We start from the raw sequence: 23550 nt of genomic DNA, 5'->3' as shown, positions 1-23550 counted from the left end.
CCTGGTCCTCCCCCAAAAAGAGCGGGCACACAGGAAAAAATTCGTTAGTTCCAAAATGCTGATATTTTTCTATTATCAATACAAGTTGCTTTTAAAATCAAACACTTATTGGTTTCAGGGGCAACGGAGGGGTCTAAATTGCCACGCCCAATTTTGGTGCGAAACATCAATAGGCTGAGTTTATTTCTCCTACTTTTATATACTGAAGAATGATCGTTTTTGCGCCATTACAATAACTTGCTGATAGAATATGCGCCTTTAGATTTATGATTTACCTCTCAACTGACTTATGACCGACAAGACACCTACCCCAGAACCTACGATTTACCAGGCACCAATGGAGGGGGTAATCGACCATCACGTGCGTGCCCTGCTCTCCGCCATTGGAGGGGTCGATATCTGTGTTACAGAGTTTGTTCGTGTCACTAATACTCGCTTGCCTCGCAGAGTATTCACCCGCTTGTGCCCAGAGGTCGACAAAGGTGCCAAGACCCCAAGCGGGATTCCAGTTCGGTTACAGCTGTTAGGCGGCAACCCTAATGCAATGGCAATTAATGCAGTAAAAGCAGTTGAGTTCGGTGCTACAGCAATTGATCTCAACTTCGGCTGCCCTGCAAAATCAGTAAATAATAGCGACGGTGGCGCCTGCCTATTGCAAAGCCCTCACAGAGTGGAAGCTATTGTAGGAGCCGTTCGCCGTGCTGTCCCGGAAAACATCCCGGTCACCGCAAAAATCCGACTGGGCTTTAATGATCGCTCTAGCTATATGGATAACGCCCAGGCCGCAGCAGCTGGCGGCGCAAATGAACTGGCAGTACACGCTCGCTCCAAAGTCGATGGCTATAAACCCCCAGCCTACTGGGAATACATCGGTGAAATTCGCCAAAACCTCGAAGTCCCAGTCATTGCCAACGGGGATATCTGGACACTTGAGGAATTTCAACGCTGCCGTGAAGTAACCGGATGCGAAGCATTTATGTTTGGTCGCAGCCTGCTAGCCAGGCCAGATTTGGGCAAGCAGATAAAAGCCTACTGCTCAGGTGAGAGCTATACAGCAATGGGCTGGCAAGAGATTATCGAAATTCTTTGGGGTTACTATCAAACCACCCGAGAAGTTTACCCTTCCAAGTATCTGGGCAATCGTATTAAGCAATGGCTCGCTTACTTGAAATTGGCTTTTCCTGAAGCCCAATTGTTCTTTGATAAAATAAAACGTCTCAGGGAGGCAGAAGAGCTTGATAGAGCTTTTTCCGAAGAGCGGAAAATTCAAATAGCATCAATTGAGGCAGCCTAATTTTCCGCACCTCTGCCAGTATCGGAATTGATACTGGCAGAGGCAGTTACCCGCTCAGATCCACTCTCACAGATCCATTTTTGACTGTCGACTCAAGTAAGCCGGATTGTAAAATTTTTCCGCTAACTGATGCGCAGTGCTACTTTCGTAGTGAACTCTGGTTTCAGTGGTAGCTTTGATGCTATCAACCAAAACCATCTCCTCCACAAACAGCTCTTCATCCTTTATCCCTGATACAAAATGCGCAACCTTAGCCAACTTCCCAGATTTCAAGTAAAGCTCCGCTTGGATTGGGAAGAGACTCTCACTATCAAGCCACAATGTTATCTTTTGATAGCTGGCTCCTTTGGTTTTTGCCTCCAGCTGAAGTTTGTAGGTCAATTTACCCTTTAGAATTTCACTTGCTTCGAATTGACCCCGATAGTCCTGGCTCCAAGTCAAAGTGGCTATATCACCAATTGAAGCCTCCCCCAGCAATCTTTGCATCGGTGTAATGCGGATAGGGCGGCGGCTGCGGGGCATCAATAGCCAGTAGTTATCCTGCAGCATCAGCATTTTTTGCCCCTCTTCACCAACACCTTTAAATACCACCAATGATTTTCTCTCAGGGCGAGTATAAACATGGTAGCGATCTTCGCTTTCTAACTCTCCCTGTTTAAAAACCTGGATGTTGGTGACAACTTTTGAAGATGACTCTCCAAGACGATAGGAATCGGCTTTGGCCAACATGCTTTCAACCTGTACAGCGGAAAAATGACTTTCCTTATCCTCAGTCCCAGCTGAAACAAAGGGAGAGAACATCAACAACAAACCAATCGCCAAGCTAACTTTACCTAATCTTAATTTATACATGGACCAATGCCTCGGTAATCGGTTTATTGACACCTTTCCGCGCCGCAAGGAAAGATGAAAAAACACATATCGCAGCTATTGCAACCGAAATCATCCAAGCCAAGTTAATAGAGAAATAAACAGTCAAAGGATATCCCGTTGTTTTTCCCGGAGGTGGCGGCATAGTAATGTCAAACATCATCAATCCAGCGCTTATCAGACCAGCCAAAATAACACCGGCTAAAGAACCCACTACCGCAAGTACTAAAGCCTCCAATATAAACCCTGTTATCAATTCCACTTTGGATGCACCCAATGCGGACAAGGTACCTATTTCCCGTGTTCTCTCTGTTACCGACATTGCCAGCGTATTGAAAAGCGAGACAAAGATAACCAGTGCCATAATGATTCCCATCAACCCAAAAATTCGATCATAAAGATTCTTCACTCCCTGATAGAAAAAGGCACGATCCTCCCAAGTTGTAATTTCCAGCTCAGGAACTAACTCCCGCAGTTTTTCCTGTAAGCTCGCTGTCTTATCAAGGCTGTAGCCATAGATTGCCATGGTTGAGACCCTATCACTATCTAAAAGGAACTGCGCAGCCTGAACAGAAATATATACTTGACGCTTATCCATATCTGGAACACCAGTCCCGAAAACTCCCCTAACCTTAAAATCCATTGCATTGAGAGCCCCATGAATGGTAGAGGACATTAAAGTAATATAATCCCCTGGCCTTACATTAAGATTTCTTGCGAGATCCTTACCCAGCATAATCTCAGGATCACTGATATCTTCACGGTTTGATAAAATACTGCCCTCAGTGACATTTAGAAAAGGCCCCTTCACCCGAAATTCACTTGGCAATATCCCCTGCCCTAAAAAAATAGAGGATTTATCACCATTGGAAATTAATCCTTGCAGATAAACTCTAGGCTGCACAGCCTTCACATTTTCCTCAACCAACAAGTTCCTACGTAATTTATTGGCATTATCTAAACCAAGCTGAAGAGGGAAGTCCTCATCAGAAGAGAAATATCCCGACTGTGTTAGCACCAAATGCCCCTCACTACGCGCCGCGCTCTCTTTAAGGGATTGATATGTAAAGAGGCCAAAACCTCCGGAGGTCATCAAGGCCGTTACCACAATGGAGATAATGGCAACGGCAAGAAAGCTTCTGCGACGATTGCGCAATAAATTTAAAACCGCGACTTTTAAGCGACGCATAAAGCACTCTCCTGCAGAATTACACCATCTTTCAGCTCAACAACTCTATCGCAATGACGAGTCATTCGATCATCATGACTGGCAACAATAAAAGCTGTTTTTTGCTCCATTCCTAAATTTTTCATTAACTCAATAATTTGTTGTGCGGTAACACTATCCAAGCTGGCCGTAGGTTCATCGGCAATTACCAGTTTGGGCTGATGCACCAGTGCTCGAGCGATTGCTACTCTCTGCTGTTGTCCACCTGAAAGTCGATCTGGCCTGTAGTTGGAAAACTGGGACAGCCCGACATGATCCAACATGCCCATTACACGCCGCCTTACTTCACCTTCTTTGATTCCATTCAAAAGAAGTGGAAAGGCTACATTCTCAAAGGCTGTCATTACCGGAACCAAATTAAACTTTTGGAATACAAAACCCAACTGGGTACGACGGATCTTCATTGATTGCCGATGGCTTTTCCCCAACACCTCACCGGCAAAGCAGACTTCTCCGCTGTAATCATGATCCAGTAGCCCGCAAATATTTAACAAGGTACTTTTACCAGACCCCGATGGTCCGCACAGAGCTACCATAGTGCCTGCTCGAATATCCAGATTCACATCTTTTAGGGCCCGAAGTTGAACCTCACCGGAAGTGTAAGTCTTTTCAATATGAGTGAGCTGTAACATAGATTCACTACCTGTTCGCACTATTAGTCAGATTTTTTAACATCACCACATGGATTTGATATGCCATGACTCTCAGCCTTTACTCCCCATAAATTCACTAACTCCTTGTCACCCTCAAGCTCTGCAGCCTGCAATGCGCCACAGTAAATCCAGCGAGTAGCGTCTGGAGGCATATATCCCATGCGTGGATCACCCATCAACTCATGATAAAGTTCAAACCCACGGTCAAAAGAATTAAAGAACTTTGGAACTTTAGTAAAAGTTGTTGCGGCAATGCCTTTAAGCAGCAAGTCTTGAGGCATCCCCTGAGAGGAACGGCCAGGGTTATCCATTTCTTCAATTATGGTGAGCGCCTTATCCATACGGGCAATTCCATTCTCTGCATAACTGACCTTTCTCCAGGGAAACCAGCTTTCTTTTGCCATTAGTGTTTCACTGGCCCCCAGATAAAAGAGTGCAATAGGATCAGACGGATCTTCTTTTTGCGCCAGTTTGAAAGCCTTATAAGACGCCATCACTGCCGTACCGCCCGCCTTTGTGGCTTTTTGGTATAAGTCTTCCATTTGCGCATCAACTGCGGCAAAGGAGGAGGTACTTGCTCCCAAATTAACAATCAGTGCTGCTATCAAATTTTTCATTACGTCTCTCCCTGTATTCAAGTTGGGAGCAGGCTAACCGAAGCATGACTAATGATCTTTAAGATGCGATAAACAGTCACCAGGTGCGATAGGCGGGAATAAGCAATGCTGAATGGCTAAATAGAAGTGGATCTACAACTTTAATTGAGGGTACTGCTGGAAATTAAGAGCGAATACACCATCCCGAAATACACAGTAACTAGATTCCTTCGTGCTCCTAGTCAGCATCCACACTCCACATGACTCTACCTAATTACCACTCTTGCTAAGTCAATCTTAACTGTATATAAATACAGATATCTCGTTGATCTGCAAGGGAATACAGCATGGCTCGCAACAAGGTACAGTTTCAGAAGGGGATTAGTTTGATCCAATTCCTCAAAATGTACGGCAGCGAGGAACAGTGCTTCGATGCGCTGTCGCGATGGCGTTGGCCCAATGGCTTTAGTTGTCCTCACTGCGGACATGACAAGCATTGCGACCTCGCTTATCGCAAGCTTAAGCAATGTAACCGGTGTCGACGTCAGACATCGATTACCTCCCGTACGATTTTTGACTCTACGAAGCTCCCCCTTACCACCTGGTTTCTCGGTATCTTCCTGATTACACAGGATAAGAAGGGTATTTCCTGTATGGAGCTATCTCGACATCTGGGCATCTCTTACAACGCAGCATGGCGCATGAAGCAGAAACTCATGCAAGTGATGATGGAGCGAGACCAGCGATACAAACTATCCGGTTTTATTGAACTAGATGATGCCTATCTCGGTGGTGAGCGTACTGGATGCAAACCGGGGCGCGGAGCCAAGGGTAAAACTCCCTTTGTAGCTGCCGTTGAAACAACCAAGGAGGGACATCCAACCCGTATTAAGCTCTCAATTATCAAGGGCTTCAAAAGCAGTGAAATTTCAACCTGGAGTAAAAAATCCCTTTGTAGTGGCAGCACAGTCATCTCAGATGGTCTTCCATGCTTCAATGCCATTAAGGAGGCCGGTTGTGTGCATGACAAAATTGTTTGTGGTGGTGGCAGAGCTTCTGTTGAAGAGCCTGAGTTCTATTGGGTAAATACGGTACTTGGTAATTTAAAGAGTGCACTGCGTAGTACTTACCATTCTATTAGGCCGAAATATGCACAGCGCTATTTGGCAGAATTTCAATATCGCTTTAATCGGAGGTTTGATTTATCGGCACTCATTCCAAGACTGGTTTACGTCTCTCTTCGGACGCCGCCGATGCCGGAAAGGTTACTAAAAATTGGCTTAGCATGAGTGGTAATTAGGTGACTCTATGTGAAGCGTATCTTCTCCTTTCAAAAACTGGTACGGATTAGGGAAGATACTGAAAGGACATACAGTTTTACAGCTTCATAGCGAAAAATATTGACTTATCACTATTCTTAGGCAGGATTTTGGCTGATATATAGATTCTGTGGAAAGCATTGTCAGTATAAGATGAATACATCTCATACCGACATATTGAAGTATATGGAATAGAAGACTAAATAGCTTTTTTAATGTAGCTAACCGCTTCGCCTACCGCCTCTCCAAGATTGTTTTTAGCAATACTGCGGACAATATAGGTGTCACCTTCAATACCATCAAGGGAAACATGAATATCCACCTCCTGGCCAGCTAAAGCCAGATTAGCTGCTCGCAACTCTGTTGACGTCAGGACAAATTTTGCCTCATCCTCACCTAGTAGATTCCTTAAAAATAGGCAGCATGACTTCAACAAGCACTGAGCGGCAATTGCTACGGGTAACGCTTTCACCTTATCGAAATGTCCTAGACACATTTCAGGTGTCACCCGACCGATTGTTGCATTTAAAGTTTGGTCATTAACCATGAGGACTTTTACATCAATACTTTTCTCGTAAGGGTTAACACCCTCAATAGAAGGGGATATATCCTGAATACTTCCGCTGTAGATTCTGTGGAAGGATTTCTCCTTCATTACGTGGTATGTAACTTCAAGTCTAGCCGCAACCTCACCTACAGTATCAAACAACTCAGCCTCAGCAACCAGCTCTCTTTTGTTAGTGAATACTGCTTTAGTTCTCGCATAGAGAAACTCAGGACGCTCATCTGACACAAAATTATCAAAGGTTGTAAGGTCAGCTTTACAAGCCAAGTAGTAATGCCTGGACTTCACAGGGTTCGCCAATGCTCCAAAACATGACCCTAAAATGGCTAAGTGCCTACCTATTTCAGATACATCCATCAAAGTCTTTTCAAAAGTACTTTTACATTGAATCGGTACCTTTGAAATCAGCCAACCATCAACATCAAAGTGTAAAGACTCTAGTGCAAAGTAAGGCGCTTTAACTTCAATTAAGTCCTCAATACCATCAACAGAGATAGCGTAAGAAGCCAAATTGAGACTGTTTAGCATAATAGATCCATTATTAGCAGATATAAAAATTAGTGCACAAGCATCTGCACTGTGGTAAATACTATTGAATTTCCACTAGAACTTTAACACCAAAGCTAAGTAGGCTCCGGTAGCACAACCACAAATGGGTAAGGTAAAGCCTCACAAATTATAAATAATTGGCACAGCAGCCCCAAAATCAAACTTCTTATTGAGAAGCACCAATATTTCTTAATAAAAATGTAAGAGTACAGGTCTGATTTTTAAGTAAAAACCCCCGTCGGATCCGGAGGCCTGAAGTGTTATCTACACCGAAAAACCTATATCATTCATTCAAGCGGACTATTGCTATATGCAAGTGCGTATTGCAGGCAATTATCCTGGTCATTCCTAAAAAAGTAAATTACTGCGAATTACACAGAGAAAATGCCAACAAATGACCGCCCCTTCATATTTACCATTGCATGACAGACTATGGGCGCACTATTCAGAGCCTTGATAAGCTCGAAGTATTTTCCCTGCATTATAGCCTTGTATCAACTCACCATTAACTAGCAACAAAGGTACCCCGTTACCACCTAAGCGATCATATTGTGCTCTCGCTTCCTTTGATGATTCAATATCAAACTCAACAAAGTCTATATTATTTTTACGCATTAGCTTTCTAGCTTTCTTGCAGTATCCGCACCACTTAGTGGCATATAGAATAACCTGCCCTTCCGACGCCTCTACTTCGGAGGTGACATCCATCATAGAAGGTGATGACAAAAAAACACGACTGATGTCATCCCACCTTTGAATTACAACAACAAGGGCGATAAAAATTATCAAATTTCTCATACTGAAGGACTACAACTAAATTCTTTAACTTTTATGGAAAATACGACAAGTAGAATTTCCACACAGATCCCTTTTTAGACTATCAGCGAGACCAATACCACAATTTATTTTTATTCTGCCTTAAAACTCAGAATCACCATTCTCACAACCTCATCAACGCGACATCAAAATCAATACTGAGCAAACACTGAATTACCCAAGGCAGCCGAGTCACAGCCTAACTGGGGCTAGTGTTCAGTAATCGTAAAGACTTCTAACTTGAGAAAACCAGAAGGGGCTAAACGTTATCTTTACGAGCAAGCAGTGTCTCAAAGCACACTTTATTCCAATATGCTATGGAGCACAGAAGTTGATTACAAGCTTCTAATAATGTATTCAAAGCCTTCCTGGTGCGCAGTGAATTCATTCATTTTTATCCATCAAAAAATCCAAACACTTTTGGAGAGTAAAAAGTACAAACCACCCTCTCTTACATAGACTTAAACATAGAGGTAGCCCGCCGGCTAACTGTATAGTGACGACCATCATTCATCACGACAGTGACGCCACCAGTCAATCCTCGGCTAATCTTTTGAATACGCTTCACGTTAACAATGGTTGAACGATGCACTTGCCAAAATAAATCCGGGTCCAATTGGGACAAAAGTTCCTTTAATGGCGTTCGAATTATATGCTGACCTTGTTCCGAGTAAACTGTAGTGTATTTATCTTCGGCAACGAACGCTGAAACCTCATCGGAGGCGATCAGGTAAATATCCTCTCCCTTGCTCGCCCGAATCCAGTGTAAGTACCCCGGTAGACTTGTCGAGAGTTGCTTGAGTATGATTTCTATATCAGGGCCTGCAGTGACGCCACTCTCCTCCCGCTCTTTTAAACGCTGACGAATACGCTCACAGGCTTGCGCCAAGCGTTTCTCATCAATCGGTTTAAGCAAGTAATCCGCAGCTTCGTGCTCGAAAGCCTTTACAGCATACTCATCATATGCTGTAACAAACACAACGATTGGCTGCTTATCAGATTTCTTAAGTGCGTCTGCAACTGCTAGCCCATCCAGCCCTGGCATACGAATATCCAGGAAAACCACGTCCGGTTTTTTATTTAGGCATAAATTTAATGCCTCTTCTCCATCGACCGCCTTCCCAATTATTTCAAGCTCAGGATAAAAATCTGCAAGCATTTGATCAAGATGATGGCGCAATAGGGGTTCATCATCTGCAATTATGGCACGCATGGAAACTCCAAACGGGCAGTAACTCCACCCTGTTTATTACTTTGGATCAATAGCTTACCACGCTCTTGGTAAAGAGCAGAAAGTCGCTCCCGAATATTGCTCAATGCAATTCCATTGTGCTTACCTGAACTAAGCTTATTGATACCGGCAGCGAGTCCCACACCATTATCTTCTACTTCGACAATCCACTGTTCTTCTTGTTGCTTAACCTTCAATCTAACCAATCCACCATTGGCTGCAGGTTCAATTCCATGAAAAATCGCATTTTCCACTAAAGGCTGCATTAATAAAGGAGGAACAACTGTTTCCAAGCTAATATCCGCAGACAAATCAACCTCATACTCTAGCCTTGACCCCAAACGTATCTTTTGTATTTCCAAGTAGCACTCCAAGCTACTTAGTTCAACTTTTAAAGATACCTGATCACAGCGGGATTTTTTCAGACTAAAGCGTAAAAGCTCACTAAAGTTATCTAAAAGATCCTCTGCTTTTGGGGGATCATGACGAATAAGCATTTTGAGGTTAGCCAGTGTATTGAATAAAAAGTGAGGTTCAATTTGACTTTGCAGTATTTTTAATTGGCTCTGGGCCAAACTCTTTTGCTGCTCAGCCTGCTGTAATTTGGCCTCTTGAAGCTCTCTCTCCAGCTGGCGAGACTGCTCTCGATTAAGCTCGATTTGATATACGAAAAGAAAAATAGGGATAGCAATGATTAAAGAGTCAAGTCCTCGAAAAGTTGCAAAGCCCGATATCCACCACCAAGCATGTAGAGAACCTACAGTGAAGGCCACAAAAGCTGTAACTGTTAGCTTCACTTTAGAAGACCAAGCAGGTTTAAAAAACCAGGCTAGTTGCCGTGTAGATAGAGCTACAAATCCATACCCAAAAGAAATCACACCATTCAGAAAATAGCCTCCCCCCCACACGGCCTGGGTAATTACCGCTACCACCACACAAATTATCAAAGTGCGCAAATACTCTTTGAACAAGTTCACCATTAACTCCACTCAAAAAACTATCGTCGTACTGAAAGTAAATGCGGCCTGGCTTTGAAGCTGTGCAAAAGCAGATTCGTTACGACCACCAAAAAATCTTGCAGACGCACCAAGTACCCAATCTTCAGTTAACTTCCTTTCACCACCGATAGTTAAAATAAGACCGCTATCTTCAGGTGTATAGATTAAATCGACTTTAGGGTGATATTCATTATTGGAAAGCATCCAATGTAAAAGCAGATTGTGCCTCAAGGCATTTTCATCAGAAAACGCCATCGCAGAGGACCGACGAAAGCTATCCCATTGCACCCCCTGATTTTGGTACCACTGGCTGTAGTCAAACACCTGATCCCACTCATTTTTGCCCCAGGAGCGACTATCAAACCAGTACTCCAAAATTACGGAATGCCCAGCGCTATTTGCCCAAGTCATTCCTATAAGAGCCTGCCAACCATTATTTTCTTTTTCTTGTTTCGGTATGGCCTTCAGTTCCGGGGGCTGCCAGCGCCAATGGTCTTGCTGATAACGCCATTCTGCATGGGCTTCCCATTGCTCTCCATAAGTATTAACCCAGCTACCACCTAAGTTAACACCTCGCTTGTCATCGATATAGCCCAACAACTGCCACTCGGCACTTGCCCCAAGCTGATACCAGCGAGCTGCAATACCCTTTGGCAACGTACCACCAGAATGCTGGCTAATACCTGCATCCACCAACATTACACTGAACTCGCCACTGCCAGTAAAATGACTCGCTGACATCACCCCAACACCTTCGTTCACTTGAAGTGAAACGGGGTTTCGCTCCATGGGCAAAAACCAATCTAGCGGACGATGCCCATAACCAACCCCAAAATCCAATCGGCGCTTACCTATCAGCCAATCCCAGTCCTGCCAGCTCCCTTGCCGGAAAAGCTCCGCAACCACTAGCAGTGAGTCTTCACTACCACCTCTCTCAGCCTGATGGAAAGCAGAGACCTGCCCCTCCCAGGCTTCATATTGGAAGGCTCCCTGCAGCAAGGCTTGTCGAGACACATTTGACTCTCCTTCGAAGAGTGCACTATCGGAAGCTCGGTTATAAGCAGCCGCCATCGCCAGCTCCCACTGCGACTCAAGAGCACCCGCCTGGCTGATGGCACTGCCAAACATTAGAGATAGAGCCCAGATATAGAAAGACTTCATAGTTACCTCCCTTCAATGGAGGCAGACTAGCAATCTCCCAGAGCCAAGCCAGTCGGTAAGACAAATGGTATATCGCTCGGATAAATGGCTACTAATGGAGATTGGCGGAAGCAGTTACTTACAGATCACTAACCCTAGTTGTTGTTGGCTGTTTTGCAATCAACCAAGAATACGATCATTACCTAATCGCTAGCACCCTGGCGACTAAAAATAAGAGGGGACCGCCATCGCGATGAAGAAAATGAGCGGGTATTCCTGTGAATGCCCCCTAGGACCCCATTCAGCTCATTTGCAATTAAGACAATAGAAATGGATTAAATAAAGAACCGCTATAGACAACGATATCACCGACATCTGGACGCATAGTGTCTTGATTGAAAAACTGCAGAAGTCCTCTTTAGGTATAGAAACTTCCATGATCAACGGTCAGGTCAGAGCAATCTTTAGCGTGGCCGAACATATAAACATTCAGTTTTCAACACGCTCAAAATAATAGCGCTTTACAAACTCAAAACACCGATAGTTTAATCCAAGGTTATAACCATCTACGGGTGTATTGCGCTCATCAACGTTATTAACTTCTCCATTGCAATAACCCCCTACGCCATGAAGAGAACCGATAATATCCCCGGTAGAATAAGTAGAATTAAGATTTAAGAAGGTAGCTACTTGGCATTAGCTACCAGCAGAAAAAGACCTGTACAGGAAAGAACCTCCATGAACGTAACTTTGTTGCCTCGTTCCTTGGATTTTTCAGCAGCTGATAACATCCTTATTTCTCTTTGCCCAACCGCAGGCCTAAACCATAAGCTCCGATCCCTAAAGAAAACCCATAGATATATTGCACGACTCATTTAACTTTTGGGCTATCTCTTTTATCCTACCCACTAACCTATTAACCCTTAAGAGCCTTGTCATCAATTGCCGAAACCAGGTTCACACTACTTAAAGATAATCACAATCAATGGTCCAACACCGTCACAACCTGCCAAAAAACAGATAGCAATTTAGCCTTCGGTGACCCAGAATCCAATTTCGGTTATTTAACTACTACCCAATAGGAACCGGACCTTTAAGCAGCTGTCCATCAAATACAGATCGCCCCGCTCACTTGCATTAAGAAATACGTCGAGTTTGTCATGCCTGATACCCTAAAATTCCTTACAGCATTCAGCTTATCCGTTCTCCTCACAGCTTGCGGCGGAGGCGGCTCCAGTAGTAGCAGTTCCAGCGATGAGGCTACTGAAACGGAAACAAGCACTGATAGCAGTGACAGTAACGACTCCGATAACGAGGGGGAAGATACGGGCGGGTACACCTTTAACCCCAGTAGCCCCCTGGCAACACTTGTCGTAGGGTCACAAGAATACGCCAGTGGAACCCTCACCCTTGAAGATACTGATAGTAATAGCCCCACCTTTCAGGCCAATAGTGTTGCCGGAGACTACGGTGATTTTACCCTCTATGAAAGTGGCAACTGGGAATACCAATTAAACACCAATTCTCAGAACTTAAACGATGGCGAGTCGGTGGAAGATACTATATCTTTTGAACTCACAGATGGCAGCACTCTTTATGTTGTATTCTCAGTTCAAACCATCGAAGCTACAGAGAGCAGCATCGTCTTTATCTTTATGAACTTCTCAGACGTCTCTGTAGAAGATGATCTCAGTGTTTCCCAAATCGCCGATATGGCTTTCAATGACACAGATTCTCTCGACAATGCCTACCAGGAGAATTCTCTGGGACAACTGAAGTTTAGCCGCCACCTTAGTAGTGACACAGCACTGGACCAGTACTGCTACGGAGAAGACAGCGATGAAAGCACCTCTATCGACTGCTTCAACTACAGCATTCCTGACAGCCAAAATGGTGGGGTGTTGAGTATCGAAGATGCACAATCCCGCTCTGGCAGCGAGTATAACGATGACGGCTATACCTGGAGAGATAACGCAACCAGCTGGATTGAAAGTAACTATGTAGACTCCAATAGCCAACCTGTAGATCTCAGTGATTGGCGTCACCGGGTCTACATTTTCCCTGAAGCTGCAGCTAGCGCGGGATTAGTTGGCACAGGGGTGGCCTCTGTTGGTGGCCGCTGGAGTATGATAATTGCCGATAGCGATCAACTGATTATGGGCCATGAAATTGGCCACAATATTGGCCTGAGCCACGCCGGCAATGACGATAATAATGATGGAGACACCAACGATAGTGGTGAGAGCGAGTATGGCAGTGACGGCTCCCTAATGGGCAATGCCTGGCAGTCGCGCTTATTCGGAAGCGGTCACCGTGACTATATGGGGTGGTATGACTCATTCCCCGGATACACTGAAACCATTGAGGCAGTTTCAGGCAGTACTACTAGTATTGAGTTTCAAGCTATAGAGCTTACTGCAGGTGAGCTTAGTGGCACTCTTCCCCAGCTCTTAAAAGTAGAGAGTATTGGTAGCAGAAATGGGGAAAACTACTATTACATCGAATACCATGTTGAGCACGACACCCTCAATCCCCGCCCACATCACGAAAATGCGGTAACGGTTCACTACCTTAGCGGCACTAGCAATAACAATGTTACCGCCAATCAGGTCGCCACACTGTCCACTATTGGGGAGAGCTTTACTGACTCATCCGCTGGGATCACTATTGAATTCCTATCCACTGACAGCAGCAATAACTCTGCAACTGTTTCCGTAACTTACGATGAATAATTTAATGGGGAGTATGACCGCAATGAAAAATCTACCCTTAGCCCTGCTTCTCGCTCTTTCCTCTTCGGTAATGGCCGAGGAGACCGTAACTGGCGTTTTAGAGGAAGAGATCTCCGAGAACTTTCAAACTGGAGAAGTGGATCACCGCTTCTCAGTAAAAGACGAAACTACCGGTGAATACTATTTCATCGATGCGCGGGAGGCGAAAGAAAAAGGAATGCAATCTGGTGAACGAGTACGTATTCGTGGTGAGCGGGAAAATAAGCGGCGTTTTCGTATCCGCGAATCTCAGCGTTTAGAGTTGAGACGAGAAGAGTAAGCTTAAGATATGTAGTAGCCGACCTGATAGTGAAAGAATAAATATCATTCACTATCAGGCCAATCATATAACCGCAGGCAGCTTGTTACATTTCACTATTTTGCGGATATCGCTATACATATTCTCAATATATAACAAACAACCTACTTATATAACAGTAGCTCGTGCTATCATCAAAATTAACTCGAACTTGTTTTCCTGCTGCAGCTCCTGCTAAAGCTGCACCAAACATCAGATTTAACCCTTCCTCTGTAACACCTTTCTCCCCGACCTTTACCCAATGGTACTTTGGATCAACACCGTTTGTGCAGCTGGTAGAATCGTCAGCAAACGTTATAACGAATCGGCCATCTCCATGGGGATATACTCTTGTGATCGTTGAAGTAAACCAAATTTCATCCGCAACCGCTGGAAACGAAAGAACAATTAAAAGAATAAAAGCCTTAAATTTTATCATGTCTCCACCCTAAATTTATAAAATAAAAACCAATAACTTACTGAAAGATCTCGATAAAGGCCGCACGATTACAAACCGAGGAGTCCTCATAGCTATATATAGAAACCTTCTTTCCAGTTGTCAGCGCGGTAAGAGCAGCAGCGTAGGCTCGGCTATGAATCTCCTCATTATTTCCTGCATTACCTGCCACCGACAAAGGGAAGGTTATGGACTCACCATTACATAAGCCGTTACCATTAGCTGTCTTCACCGTAAAAGACATACCATTTGCTGCGGTATTTGCCACTGCCGTAATCTCGACACTTTGAGCTATGTATCCACCAGAAGCCCACCCATTTACCGAAAACAAAGCACAAAACAATAGTAATGCTATCTTCATTTCAGAACATCCTCTCTGAGACTTTAACTTAAAGGAAAACTCCGCGCATACTACCACCAACCCCCTACTCAATTACATTAATTAAGGAAAATAAACTCTTACAACACCGCCAAATTAGTAACAACTAGAGAGATCCACCGCTAACCTTGACGAAAGTACCAAGTCAAAAAATCAACCAACCGAAGTGAATTAGCATTCATGGCATTGCAATATTAGAGACCTCTATCCAACTCAACAAAAAGCTGGACAAAAGCTATAAACGGCCACTAAAGATCAGCGCCTATAATACTACTGGTGCCTTTCTCCAATCTATGGGGCCATGCTTCCAAAGCTTCTGTATCCAGTCTTTTACGGATCAACATGGCGTATTGGACTTCTTCCGGCTAATATCTCTTCATCTATCAGGAAAACCTGGGCTCTTAGTTTTCCTTTAACCGAAGATGATAAACGCCCTGAGACCAAACCTCCCCCCATGATTGAGTACAAGAAGAAAACTGCTCCTCTCGAAACCACAAGGTCACTTCCTTTCCTGTCGCATGTGCCGTGGTTAGAAGAGTTAAGGCTGCCTTACAGGACTCTTCAGCAAACTCACCCACGGTTTCTGTAACCCTGCAAATTCCAACACTATAAAAATTAGTATCTCCACCACTATCCTGTATGCTAGCGTGAATATTTCCATTTGCAGCAACTTCTACTGTAGCAACATTGCCAGTACATGTCTGACTATCAGAATAAGCGTTAACGGAGGCCAGAAAAAAGCCAAACAATAAAAATTTTTTGTTATTCAAAATTCATCCCCTAAAATATATATTTTCATCAGCAATCATCACAGTAAATTTATTGTAACCACACACCCCAAATTAACTATAAATTTAATATCTTGATTGCATATTACTATAGATTTTTGATGAGCTACAAGTTCACAAAAATCCAGCCCTGCACCTACATGACGCAAACGGTCACACACAACTCACCTTAATTCGCACCGTATAAAAATCAGGACAAATAATAAATAACCTCAATCAAAATTTACCCACCCTCATCTTAAACATCACTACACGCGGACAGCATACACTCTAAAAATAACGTAATAAGAAAATTCAAAAACCGGAAGAAAAGTTTAAATCAATAACAATCATACAGCCTTAGCCATTACTTTCTTTGCGGTCAGCTAGAACTATTGACTCCCATACCTTTGTGGTACTTTACCTCACATTAAAAAATACTCCTGCGAAGTTATGCCCCCTAAAACTGTACTGGTCAACCATTTCCGGACAGTAAGTTAAGTTTTTCTTCCGCTTTTGCAGGCGGCGATCCGTCATTATGTTGATGGGGACGCTCCCAGTTGTGGTAAGTCACCAAGTAATGACTGATGTCTCGGCCCCCTTCTGTGATGGAGTTGTATCCGAGAGAGGGTATCCATTCACTTGTACCAACATCCAGCGATCGGGCCGCTTCAGGGATTGAATAGCCTTGATCCACAGCCAAGCAGGCAGCATCTAATTTAAATTCGGGAGAAAAGGATCGCCGCTGCCTACTCATAGAACGCCTCTATCTTCGGTGGCAACTTTACCACCCTAATTGGCACCCGGGTTTAGTAAACCACTACAAGCCGAGGCCAGCATCTACTGGGGAAGGCTATTCAAGACCTCCAATATGGTCGAGCGTCCCATTTAGGAATCCTCTCCGGATAATAATAAAGAAATAAAGCCTGAAGAGTTAATTAGCCCGATTCAAGGAAACTTAATGAATATCAACTGACTTAAACGCTGCCTGGAGAGCCTCCTCTTTTAAAGCAGGCGCCACCTTATATTCATCTTGTGCAGCCATTCTTATATACAAACAGGCTTGGCCAACACAAATTACTTACACGAGAGAAAATAAGCCTGAAAATAGAAATTTTTAACTGGAAAAAAGTTGAACAGGATCAATTAATATTTATTTGACGAGCAACAAAAAAACTATAAAATACCTCACTCAAAACTTATAGCGGATCTAAGCATGAAAAAAATTATTTCTTGCAGTTTAATGGCACTCTCTGTGCAGGCAAATGCTAGTGCAGGCTGGATTGCTACTGATGTAGAAATTTCTGCAGTTACAAATACAAAATCTAACGGCGAAGGTTTTGCGATTATTGTTACCGACGGTAATGATAGCTACCCTTGCGAAGATACAACAATCTATTTTCCCTTAGATTCAGCTGGAAGTAGTGGAAGAGATCAAGACATTCACAACAGAGCATTTAGCCTATCTATAGCAGCATTAACCACAGGAAAGAGAGTAAGCATATATAGCTATTCAGATAGTTCAAGCTGTAACGAAGCCACCTATATAAAGCTTAGCAAGTAAAAAATGCTCCCCTTATTTTTTAGAATAGGGGGTTGCAGCTGACCAACTCTAAGCAACCTTTATTGTACTGTGATAGGAAATACTAAAACCCATTACCGCCACCCATCTTATTACCCACAAAAAGTAATACTCTTTACAGGAAGCACAAGATCCATAATACTACTTTCACCCTTTGAATATAGTTTAGCCCCAGAAAGCCAATCATTTTTATAGAATACTTTCGGTAATTTTATGTTTACAGACCTTAATAATTCTAAGATTTTAATAGAATTTTGTTTCATGGCAGGGGTACTTAAAAAATGCAACATTGTATTTCCGGGCACCCATAGAAGAAGTATATTTAAACGTCAAATCCATTGACATAATATAGGGATCGCCACAATTTTCTGGATATAGAAACATTCATGCTTAAATCCCATACCCCTACCTCAATGCTCACAGATATCTCTTGATGCAACAACTTGCCATCTTTGCCTCTCCCGTTGTGTACGTAGGGTATTCCTTATGGGAAAGATACTCAATCTGGGAAGAACTATGAGCATCGGCTCCACTGGACTGAAGCCAGAGCACAAACGTTGGTTGGCACCTTTGCCCTTGAAGCCGCAGCCCTTGCGGTAATGAGTAATCACTACCATATCGTGCTCTATATTGATTCAACTACAGCCAAAACTTGGTCCGACACTGAAACCGTTCATCGCGGGCAGGAGCTTTTTAATACTTCCATACTGACTCAACTCTACGTTCAGAGCCATACCCTTGACCACAGAGAGATGGAAAAGCTCAACGAACTTATCGCCCTCTGGAGAGAATAATTGACGGATACCAGCTGGTTCATATTACGCTTAAATCAATCTATCGCTCACTAGACCAATGCGGAAGATAACCACACAAGCCGCTTTTGGGAGGGGTGCTTTAAGTTCCAAGCTTTACTGGATGAGAGAGCCCTCGCCGCCTGCATGCCTCATGTAAATCTCAACACTACACGAGCCAATAAGGCAAACTCTCCTGAAGACTATGATCATGCTTCTACTCAACAGCGTATTCGTGCGGTAATCTCGGGACGGCAGGCCAAAGAACTTCTACTACTTGCTGACAGTAAGCGCCTAGATATACAAAAGGATTACCCTTTCAGCTGGATCACTACTCAGAGCTGATAGAGCGAAGCGGCCAAAACTTAGACCCCAGTACCATTCTTACACCCTGTTTTTAAACGGTTGGGTATATCATCAAAACAAAGGCTCTGGCCCAGTCGAAACTTTGAAAGCCACTTCAAATCGGTAGGGGATGCGCAACAACTCGGATACAGAACATAAGCGACTGCCAGTGCTTCATTTATACAACACCCTGCCAAGTCCCACTCAGTTCCACAACACTATCCCTTCTCCTTTTATCCAAATTCATCATTCCAAGCCTTAAGTGAAACTCCACGACTTTACAACGTTTATCTCTGAATCAAGTTGAAATGCCCCCTAAAGATCAACGCCAGCAATACCGTTATCGCCTTTCTCTAATCTATGGACGTCTAAATTTTTTCCTGTTCATTGCTGCTTTTAATTTCGTTTATCAATCCAGCTTCACCAAGTCAGATATATTTACACTTGAATCAACCATCACACCAGACAGCAACCAGCGCCCACCCTCCCCTGAAAATATAAAATGAAGACAATTGTTACATTCAGGAGTCGAAGCATATACTACCGATTTCAGCTCGACAGGTCTTCCTTCAGCTTTAAGGTAAGCCTTTTTAAAATCTCCGTACCTATGAAGAAACCGCTTCCATAGGCTTAAACCAGAAAAAACAGATTCAAATTCCCTCGCTGAAAACTTAGCTCTAGATACGGTTTCGTATACACTAAAAAACTGCTCAACACTTTCTTCAGCAGAGCTATTGTTAAGCCTTACATGAATAGCATCCCGTCCCTTAATCTCACCCGCTCTTTTCGGAGAGTATCCCTTCGGAAAAACGTAGAATGATGCCCTACCTTCCGAGCTATTGCTCCACTTATATACCGCACTTTCGGAATCTATTTTCGATAACCATACTATCTCATGCCCTCGATAATTCCTGGCTTCTACGGAAAAATATCGACTCCCTGTCTCGCCACGCCTAACACAGACATTCTCGCCTGTAAATGTACATTTACCAAAGGCTACATCACCGTGCGAATTAATACCAAGTAAGACAAATAGGAACAGTAGATAATGTTTTCGAAAACGCATCACTAACCTCCGTATTGGGACAACAGCCAATCAAATTCCTTATCATACAGGACCCCAGATCTAGGCTGACCATAAGATATTAAGCTATTGGTAAAATTCCTCTGATACCCAAGCCCAAGAGCGCGCCCAAAATCGTGGGCAGCAGTATTTTTATTTCTATCCGCCTCGAACTTAAAATAGATTGTGGGTGTACGGCTGATGAACCTCCCTAACGAGCATAGCCGTGGGTATCCTCAACTCAATCATGGGGTCCTAGTTACGACCATTCATATAGATAATGCCAAGGGTATCCACCAGCTAATAGCCAGTAAAGCCATGAATGGTGATCTCATTTAGGCTATCCATCTACTGGTAGCTGCTACCGATCAGGCCACTGATCTCCAGGGAACCCCAATTGCTATCGCGGCGTTTACCCCAGGGGTCAATCGAAAATGGTGCAAGTGAACACCCCGCCAGTACGCCGGAAGCCAGGTTACCACTGTTGTAGACTCAACCAACCCCAGTAGCTTTGGCAACCACGTGGGGGTTGGCGCTTTCACAGGCTGTTATAACGACTGCAGAAGATTTCACCATCGGCGGAGCAGCTAGCGATAGGCCGGTGATAAGGCGTACCCCTGGCAGTTTTTCCTGAAGGACTTTTTCTTCATTGATCACCGTACAGGTAGCCATCCGATGATAGGTGCCCAGCTGATACTCAAACAGACGAATATGGGCTTCGGTGGTTAAAAGCCCGAAGTGGCTGTCCTGGTCGTACAGCCTGGCAATGGTATCGCTATTATTGACCGTGCCGGGAACCCGGCCGAGCTTATCGTAGAAGGTGCCTGCCACCTGGATCTTGGCACCGGAGCTGACAGTACGCTCGCCGAAGGCATTGTATTCGAAGCTACTGCGACCGCTGTTGAGGCATTATTAATTTTTAATTCGGCTTGTTAAATCAGGACAATCTCAACTTAAGCGCGAGCTATTAATAGGAAGTTGATATTTTTATAGATAAAGCCCATAAAAATATAGGCACGAAAATAATCTTATTAGATTTTATTCAGTTTGTTTTAGTGTCAAAGCTGCGTAAAATTGGCAGATATTTATCGATATTTTGGCCGTAATTGAGTATGCCTGAATAGGCTCGCAACCAAAAGATCAAGAAACCCAAGAGTTTTCCAACCCCATCCCTCAAAGGAGAACGGTAGCGTGACGTAAGAGTAAGTAAAAGGCGCTGACCCAAGGTGCTACCAACACCAGGGGCCAGCTAACCAAATTGATAACCCTAGTATCAAAGTGGCTCAGTGGATAATACGCTAGAAACCCGCTCGTCTTCAATAAAGTGGAGCAGATTCAGAGTCTTGAAGAGATTCTTCAAGCTCTGGCAGCGTTGCGTCTGTCTTTTCTTATTCTACGCTTACCGTTCTCGTGCACCGCCCTTCACTTCTGCAACGCAATATTTACCAAGCATCCCCCATGCGGAAGATCCGCACACGGTTTTAGTTTCTGCAGGAAATTACCATGTTGATTTTAAAGCGCCGGACCGGCGAGAACTTAAGAATCGGAACCAATATCTCAGTTACAGTATTGGAGGTTAAGGGCAATCAAGTGAAGATAGGGATCAATGCCCCCAAATCCCTGCCTGTTTACCGCGAAGAACTTTATGTGCGTATCAGGAGGAGTAGCCAGTGAGAAACCGAATATGCCGAAAGGGTTGCCCTTTCGGCTGGATCACTATTTAGAGCTAGTGGACTGGAGCAGTCGACATTTAGATATCAGAAAGCGCGGCTCCATTTCTGAGAAGGCTCCCGCCATACTTGAACGCCTGGGTATACCACCAAAACACTGGTTGTATCTCAGTCGTAATTTTGAATGCCGCTTTAATGGCCTGGTTGGATCAGCAGAGACTGTACGACAAGTTTGTATCAAACTCGGGAAACGCTGGGTACACGGCATCGACGATTGCCGACGCTACCCTTCTACAGCACCCTGCTGATTATTCCCCCCTTCCCTAACCTATATTCCACTTTGTTTTTATCTAAAGCCGCAATTTTTGAACCCAAAACCTGATTCTTAATACTTTCATTACGCCTTAGTATCAATCAAAGAAGTAAAAGCCGTAAGAAGTGCCTTCGTATCAGCTAGTACCTTTCACTCACTCAATTTATGGCGATCCTGGACCTGGCTCAATAGCGCCTAGCTGTGAACCACTGCCGAAATAGCCGCCAAAGATCGACGCCAGTAATACTACAAGCGCCTTTTTCCAATCTTTGGGGCTCTGGGTGTCTAGATTTGATTTCTATGGATACCCAAGACGACTATCAGGCGAGAATTTAATCACGCAAATTTAGACCTTGTTTAAAATACAAATATAGACAATCACTTGCCCCCATAAAACCTCCACGACCTATATTAATATTTTTCTCAGGCCAGATAAATTTCATGGGCAAACCTCCAAATTTGACAAGCTCACGATCATGAACCAGTCCAAGTTGTGCATAGAATATCCCCTTCGACTTTAGGTAGATACGGAGTTCCGCAACCTCACCCCCTACACGGATATTTCCAACCTCTACTTCAGAGAAGCAACCAGCAAACTCATCAAAGTACTTCGGCAACAATTCAAACTCTTTCCCTCTCACCTTGAAGACAACGCTTTCTATGTTTCTTGTATCAATGAGTTTTATGTTGTTAAAAAAATCCTGACGTGATTGCTTTACTGACCAAAACAAATAAAAAATCACAACAGAGAAGCATATGAAAAGAGCAAACTTACTAGCGGGGCAGAAATAATCAGTACACCCTGGTAATATAAACTGCATGAAATACGATGCCAGAAAACTTAGTACTGAGGAGCAGCACCTCATACGTAAAATTGCTGTTCAGCGAGTATTTGATGGAGAATCTGCGGCGGAGGTTAGTCGTAGCTTAGGGCTGGGGAGCAGAACTATTTTCCCATGGTTAAGGACTGCTCGGGAGAAAGGTATTGAAGCGCTATCTCCAAAAATTAGACCTGGACGCGGTAGAAAACTGTCAGCTATTGAAGAAGAGGAAGTCAAACGATGGATTATTGGTGGCGATCCAAGGCAATATGGCTTTGATTTCGGATTGTGGACACGTCAGATCGTATCGGATTTGATTTTTGAGAGATTCAAAATTGAACTTAGCGTTTCTAGTGTCGGCACACTTCTACATCGACTGGGCCTGACGCCACAAAAGCCTCTACGAAGAGCTTACGAGAGAGATGAGAAGGCGGTGAATAAATGGGTAAAGGAAGTCTATCCAAAGATTAAATCTTATGCGAAAAAAACTGGTGCAGAAATATTTTGGCTGGACGAGGCTAGTATCAGATCAGACGATCCACTCCAAAGGACATGGGGAGAAAAAGGAAAAACTCCAGTGGTAAAAACGAGTGGTCAAAGACAGTCAATCAATGCGATCTCAGCTTTATCGAATAGAGGTGGCTTCTGGTATCATATTTATAGTGGAAAGTTCACGGCAGAAAAGTGCGTAGAATGCTTCAAAAATTTCCAGAGAAGTCAGAAAAGACCAGTGATTCTCATTGTTGATGGGCACCCAGTACACAAATCGAAAAAGGTATTGGAGTATGTCGATTCACAGGATGGAAAGCTTGAAATGGTGTTCTTACCGCCATATGCACCAGACCTAAATCCAGATGAGTTGGTCTGGAATCATATGAGAAATATAGGGACTTCAAAGAGGCCGCTGAAAAAAGGTGAGACACTACTGAGTCGTGCAAATGCAGATTTGCAGAGCATCAAGAAAAATAGAAAACTTGTGAAATCATTTTTTCAAGAGTCGACTGTATTCTTTGCTGCTGCCTAGGTAGTAAGGG

Annotated in this window: 26 protein-coding genes and 1 pseudogene; 10 read left to right on the top strand and 17 right to left on the bottom strand. The window is 43.8% G+C overall.

Going from position 1 to position 23550, the window contains the following annotated elements; translation table 11 throughout:
* Positions 1 to 289 precede the first annotated feature (289 nt).
* Entirely contained in the window at positions 290 to 1294 is a 1005-nt protein-coding gene (locus ACJJIW_RS13535; RefSeq protein WP_444935451.1) for a tRNA dihydrouridine synthase, read from the top strand.
* Positions 1295 to 1360: 66 nt separating this feature from the next.
* Here ACJJIW_RS13535 and ACJJIW_RS13530 read toward each other — a convergent pair whose 3' ends face one another.
* Genes ACJJIW_RS13530 through ACJJIW_RS13515 form a run of 4 tightly spaced genes read right to left on the bottom strand, consistent with a single transcriptional unit; the run spans position 1361 to position 4662 of the window.
* Positions 1361 to 2146 carry an outer membrane lipoprotein-sorting protein gene (locus ACJJIW_RS13530; protein WP_444935450.1) on the bottom strand — a complete coding sequence of 262 codons (786 nt, stop codon included), beginning with the start codon at positions 2144 to 2146 and terminating at the stop codon, positions 1361 to 1363.
* A complete protein-coding gene (locus tag ACJJIW_RS13525) occupies positions 2139 to 3353 on the bottom strand; it encodes an ABC transporter permease (RefSeq protein ID WP_444935449.1) in 1215 nt (404 codons plus the stop codon). The genes ACJJIW_RS13530 and ACJJIW_RS13525 overlap by 8 nt, the downstream gene beginning before the upstream one ends.
* A complete protein-coding gene (locus tag ACJJIW_RS13520) occupies positions 3341 to 4024 on the bottom strand; it encodes an ABC transporter ATP-binding protein (RefSeq protein ID WP_444935448.1) in 684 nt (227 codons plus the stop codon). The genes ACJJIW_RS13525 and ACJJIW_RS13520 overlap by 13 nt, the downstream gene beginning before the upstream one ends.
* A 23-nt stretch (positions 4025 to 4047) precedes the next feature.
* Positions 4048 to 4662, bottom strand: coding sequence for a hypothetical protein (locus tag ACJJIW_RS13515; protein ID WP_444935447.1), 615 nt, complete (start codon positions 4660 to 4662; stop codon positions 4048 to 4050).
* Positions 4663 to 4988: 326 nt separating this feature from the next.
* Between ACJJIW_RS13515 and ACJJIW_RS13510 the strand changes: the two genes are divergently transcribed.
* Positions 4989 to 5930 carry an IS1595 family transposase gene (locus tag ACJJIW_RS13510; protein ID WP_444935446.1) on the top strand — a complete coding sequence of 314 codons (942 nt, stop codon included), beginning with the start codon at positions 4989 to 4991 and terminating at the stop codon, positions 5928 to 5930.
* A gap of 229 nt (positions 5931 to 6159) precedes the next feature.
* Here the strand turns inward: ACJJIW_RS13510 and ACJJIW_RS13505 are convergent, their stop codons facing one another.
* The 5 genes from ACJJIW_RS13505 to ACJJIW_RS13485 form a co-directional block, all read right to left on the bottom strand.
* Complete coding sequence (locus ACJJIW_RS13505) at positions 6160 to 7053, bottom strand: hypothetical protein (protein ID WP_444935445.1); 894 nt, start codon at positions 7051 to 7053, stop codon at positions 6160 to 6162.
* Between the two features lie 462 nt (positions 7054 to 7515).
* A complete protein-coding gene (locus tag ACJJIW_RS13500; RefSeq protein WP_444935444.1) occupies positions 7516 to 7872 on the bottom strand; it encodes a glutaredoxin family protein in 357 nt (118 codons plus the stop codon).
* Between the two features lie 469 nt (positions 7873 to 8341).
* The gene (locus tag ACJJIW_RS13495; RefSeq protein WP_444935443.1) at positions 8342 to 9103 is read right to left on the bottom strand and encodes a LytR/AlgR family response regulator transcription factor; all 762 of its coding nucleotides are present in this window, start codon (positions 9101 to 9103) and stop codon (positions 8342 to 8344) included.
* Positions 9091 to 10098, bottom strand: a complete 1008-nt coding sequence (locus ACJJIW_RS13490) for a sensor histidine kinase (protein WP_444935442.1) — start codon at positions 10096 to 10098, stop codon at positions 9091 to 9093. The genes ACJJIW_RS13495 and ACJJIW_RS13490 overlap by 13 nt, the downstream gene beginning before the upstream one ends.
* A gap of 12 nt (positions 10099 to 10110) precedes the next feature.
* Positions 10111 to 11280, bottom strand: a complete 1170-nt coding sequence (locus tag ACJJIW_RS13485) for a hypothetical protein (protein ID WP_444935441.1) — start codon at positions 11278 to 11280, stop codon at positions 10111 to 10113.
* 1139 nt (positions 11281 to 12419) lie between these two features.
* Between ACJJIW_RS13485 and ACJJIW_RS13480 the strand changes: the two genes are divergently transcribed.
* On the top strand, positions 12420 to 13991 hold the full coding sequence (locus ACJJIW_RS13480) for a VCBS domain-containing protein (protein ID WP_444935440.1): 1572 nt from the start codon (positions 12420 to 12422) through the stop codon (positions 13989 to 13991).
* Positions 13992 to 14013: 22 nt separating this feature from the next.
* Positions 14014 to 14310, top strand: coding sequence for a hypothetical protein (locus ACJJIW_RS13475; RefSeq protein ID WP_282933593.1), 297 nt, complete (start codon positions 14014 to 14016; stop codon positions 14308 to 14310).
* A gap of 124 nt (positions 14311 to 14434) precedes the next feature.
* Here ACJJIW_RS13475 and ACJJIW_RS13470 read toward each other — a convergent pair whose 3' ends face one another.
* The 4 genes and pseudogenes from ACJJIW_RS13470 to ACJJIW_RS13455 all read right to left on the bottom strand — a co-directional run.
* The gene (locus ACJJIW_RS13470; RefSeq protein ID WP_282933594.1) at positions 14435 to 14767 is read right to left on the bottom strand and encodes a response regulator receiver protein; all 333 of its coding nucleotides are present in this window, start codon (positions 14765 to 14767) and stop codon (positions 14435 to 14437) included.
* Between the two features lie 37 nt (positions 14768 to 14804).
* Complete coding sequence (locus tag ACJJIW_RS13465) at positions 14805 to 15146, bottom strand: DUF5992 family protein (RefSeq protein ID WP_444935439.1); 342 nt, start codon at positions 15144 to 15146, stop codon at positions 14805 to 14807.
* A gap of 419 nt (positions 15147 to 15565) precedes the next feature.
* Positions 15566 to 15934, bottom strand: a complete 369-nt coding sequence (locus ACJJIW_RS13460; RefSeq protein ID WP_282933596.1) for a hypothetical protein — start codon at positions 15932 to 15934, stop codon at positions 15566 to 15568.
* Positions 15935 to 16553: 619 nt separating this feature from the next.
* Positions 16554 to 16688, bottom strand: a pseudogene (locus tag ACJJIW_RS13455) (transposase); the annotation flags it as partial.
* Positions 16689 to 17147: 459 nt separating this feature from the next.
* Here ACJJIW_RS13455 and ACJJIW_RS13450 point away from each other — a divergent pair.
* Positions 17148 to 17495, top strand: a complete 348-nt coding sequence (locus ACJJIW_RS13450; RefSeq protein WP_282933597.1) for a DUF5992 family protein — start codon at positions 17148 to 17150, stop codon at positions 17493 to 17495.
* A gap of 110 nt (positions 17496 to 17605) precedes the next feature.
* Here ACJJIW_RS13450 and ACJJIW_RS13445 read toward each other — a convergent pair whose 3' ends face one another.
* A complete protein-coding gene (locus tag ACJJIW_RS13445; RefSeq protein ID WP_444935438.1) occupies positions 17606 to 17803 on the bottom strand; it encodes a hypothetical protein in 198 nt (65 codons plus the stop codon).
* A gap of 267 nt (positions 17804 to 18070) precedes the next feature.
* On the opposite strand from ACJJIW_RS13445, the gene ACJJIW_RS13440 reads away from it, so the two are divergent.
* Both ACJJIW_RS13440 and ACJJIW_RS13435 read left to right on the top strand, forming a co-directional pair.
* Positions 18071 to 18307 (top strand): hypothetical protein, encoded by a 237-nt coding sequence (locus tag ACJJIW_RS13440; protein ID WP_282933599.1) that lies wholly within the window; start codon positions 18071 to 18073, stop codon positions 18305 to 18307.
* Between the two features lie 144 nt (positions 18308 to 18451).
* The gene (locus ACJJIW_RS13435; RefSeq protein WP_282933600.1) at positions 18452 to 18649 is read left to right on the top strand and encodes a hypothetical protein; all 198 of its coding nucleotides are present in this window, start codon (positions 18452 to 18454) and stop codon (positions 18647 to 18649) included.
* 409 nt (positions 18650 to 19058) lie between these two features.
* On the opposite strand, the gene ACJJIW_RS13430 is transcribed toward ACJJIW_RS13435, so the two are convergent.
* Positions 19059 to 19715: a hypothetical protein gene (locus ACJJIW_RS13430; protein ID WP_444935437.1), complete on the bottom strand. Its 657-nt coding sequence runs from the start codon at positions 19713 to 19715 to the stop codon at positions 19059 to 19061.
* A 489-nt stretch (positions 19716 to 20204) separates the two neighbouring features.
* Positions 20205 to 20543 (bottom strand): hypothetical protein, encoded by a 339-nt coding sequence (locus tag ACJJIW_RS13425; protein WP_282933602.1) that lies wholly within the window; start codon positions 20541 to 20543, stop codon positions 20205 to 20207.
* Positions 20544 to 21215: 672 nt separating this feature from the next.
* Between ACJJIW_RS13425 and csrA the strand changes: the two genes are divergently transcribed.
* Both csrA and ACJJIW_RS13415 read left to right on the top strand, forming a co-directional pair.
* Positions 21216 to 21386, top strand: a complete 171-nt coding sequence (gene csrA, locus ACJJIW_RS13420; RefSeq protein ID WP_444935436.1) for a carbon storage regulator CsrA — start codon at positions 21216 to 21218, stop codon at positions 21384 to 21386.
* 10 nt (positions 21387 to 21396) lie between these two features.
* A complete protein-coding gene (locus ACJJIW_RS13415; protein ID WP_444935435.1) occupies positions 21397 to 21690 on the top strand; it encodes a hypothetical protein in 294 nt (97 codons plus the stop codon).
* A gap of 337 nt (positions 21691 to 22027) precedes the next feature.
* On the opposite strand, the gene ACJJIW_RS13410 is transcribed toward ACJJIW_RS13415, so the two are convergent.
* Positions 22028 to 22516, bottom strand: a complete 489-nt coding sequence (locus tag ACJJIW_RS13410; RefSeq protein ID WP_444935434.1) for a hypothetical protein — start codon at positions 22514 to 22516, stop codon at positions 22028 to 22030.
* On the opposite strand from ACJJIW_RS13410, the gene ACJJIW_RS13405 reads away from it, so the two are divergent.
* Complete coding sequence (locus ACJJIW_RS13405; protein WP_282931436.1) at positions 22515 to 23540, top strand: IS630 family transposase; 1026 nt, start codon at positions 22515 to 22517, stop codon at positions 23538 to 23540. The two genes, ACJJIW_RS13410 and ACJJIW_RS13405, sit on opposite strands and share 2 nt — an antisense overlap.
* Positions 23541 to 23550 lie beyond the last annotated feature (10 nt).

Source organism: Microbulbifer maximicatervae (SeqCode) (assembly GCF_052467815.1).
The sequence above is the reverse complement of the archived record's forward strand: the minus strand, read 5'-3'. Positions and strand labels throughout refer to the sequence as shown.

What these genes read in the sequence shown, in the direction of transcription:
- ACJJIW_RS13410 (WP_444935434.1), bottom strand. Translation starts at nt 22,516, where the DNA reads ATGCAGTTTATATTACCAGGGTGTACTGATTATTTCTGCCCCGCTAGT.
- ACJJIW_RS13430 (WP_444935437.1), bottom strand. Translation starts at nt 19,715, where the DNA reads ATGCGTTTTCGAAAACATTATCTACTGTTCCTATTTGTCTTACTTGGT.
- ACJJIW_RS13465 (WP_444935439.1), bottom strand. Translation starts at nt 15,146, where the DNA reads ATGAAGATAGCATTACTATTGTTTTGTGCTTTGTTTTCGGTAAATGGG.
- ACJJIW_RS13405 (WP_282931436.1), top strand. Translation starts at nt 22,515, where the DNA reads ATGAAATACGATGCCAGAAAACTTAGTACTGAGGAGCAGCACCTCATA.
- ACJJIW_RS13520 (WP_444935448.1), bottom strand. Translation starts at nt 4,024, where the DNA reads ATGTTACAGCTCACTCATATTGAAAAGACTTACACTTCCGGTGAGGTT.
- ACJJIW_RS13500 (WP_444935444.1), bottom strand. Translation starts at nt 7,872, where the DNA reads ATGAGAAATTTGATAATTTTTATCGCCCTTGTTGTTGTAATTCAAAGG.
- csrA (WP_444935436.1), top strand. Translation starts at nt 21,216, where the DNA reads ATGTTGATTTTAAAGCGCCGGACCGGCGAGAACTTAAGAATCGGAACC.
- ACJJIW_RS13445 (WP_444935438.1), bottom strand. Translation starts at nt 17,803, where the DNA reads ATGTTGCATTTTTTAAGTACCCCTGCCATGAAACAAAATTCTATTAAA.
- ACJJIW_RS13480 (WP_444935440.1), top strand. Translation starts at nt 12,420, where the DNA reads ATGCCTGATACCCTAAAATTCCTTACAGCATTCAGCTTATCCGTTCTC.
- ACJJIW_RS13470 (WP_282933594.1), bottom strand. Translation starts at nt 14,767, where the DNA reads ATGATAAAATTTAAGGCTTTTATTCTTTTAATTGTTCTTTCGTTTCCA.
- ACJJIW_RS13525 (WP_444935449.1), bottom strand. Translation starts at nt 3,353, where the DNA reads ATGCGTCGCTTAAAAGTCGCGGTTTTAAATTTATTGCGCAATCGTCGC.
- ACJJIW_RS13530 (WP_444935450.1), bottom strand. Translation starts at nt 2,146, where the DNA reads ATGTATAAATTAAGATTAGGTAAAGTTAGCTTGGCGATTGGTTTGTTG.
- ACJJIW_RS13515 (WP_444935447.1), bottom strand. Translation starts at nt 4,662, where the DNA reads ATGAAAAATTTGATAGCAGCACTGATTGTTAATTTGGGAGCAAGTACC.
- ACJJIW_RS13415 (WP_444935435.1), top strand. Translation starts at nt 21,397, where the DNA reads ATGCCGAAAGGGTTGCCCTTTCGGCTGGATCACTATTTAGAGCTAGTG.
- ACJJIW_RS13495 (WP_444935443.1), bottom strand. Translation starts at nt 9,103, where the DNA reads ATGCGTGCCATAATTGCAGATGATGAACCCCTATTGCGCCATCATCTT.
- ACJJIW_RS13450 (WP_282933597.1), top strand. Translation starts at nt 17,148, where the DNA reads ATGAAAAAAATTATTTCTTGCAGTTTAATGGCACTCTCTGTGCAGGCA.
- ACJJIW_RS13485 (WP_444935441.1), bottom strand. Translation starts at nt 11,280, where the DNA reads ATGAAGTCTTTCTATATCTGGGCTCTATCTCTAATGTTTGGCAGTGCC.
- ACJJIW_RS13505 (WP_444935445.1), bottom strand. Translation starts at nt 7,053, where the DNA reads ATGCTAAACAGTCTCAATTTGGCTTCTTACGCTATCTCTGTTGATGGT.
- ACJJIW_RS13535 (WP_444935451.1), top strand. Translation starts at nt 290, where the DNA reads ATGACCGACAAGACACCTACCCCAGAACCTACGATTTACCAGGCACCA.
- ACJJIW_RS13475 (WP_282933593.1), top strand. Translation starts at nt 14,014, where the DNA reads ATGAAAAATCTACCCTTAGCCCTGCTTCTCGCTCTTTCCTCTTCGGTA.
- ACJJIW_RS13510 (WP_444935446.1), top strand. Translation starts at nt 4,989, where the DNA reads ATGGCTCGCAACAAGGTACAGTTTCAGAAGGGGATTAGTTTGATCCAA.
- ACJJIW_RS13435 (WP_282933600.1), top strand. Translation starts at nt 18,452, where the DNA reads ATGCCTCATGTAAATCTCAACACTACACGAGCCAATAAGGCAAACTCT.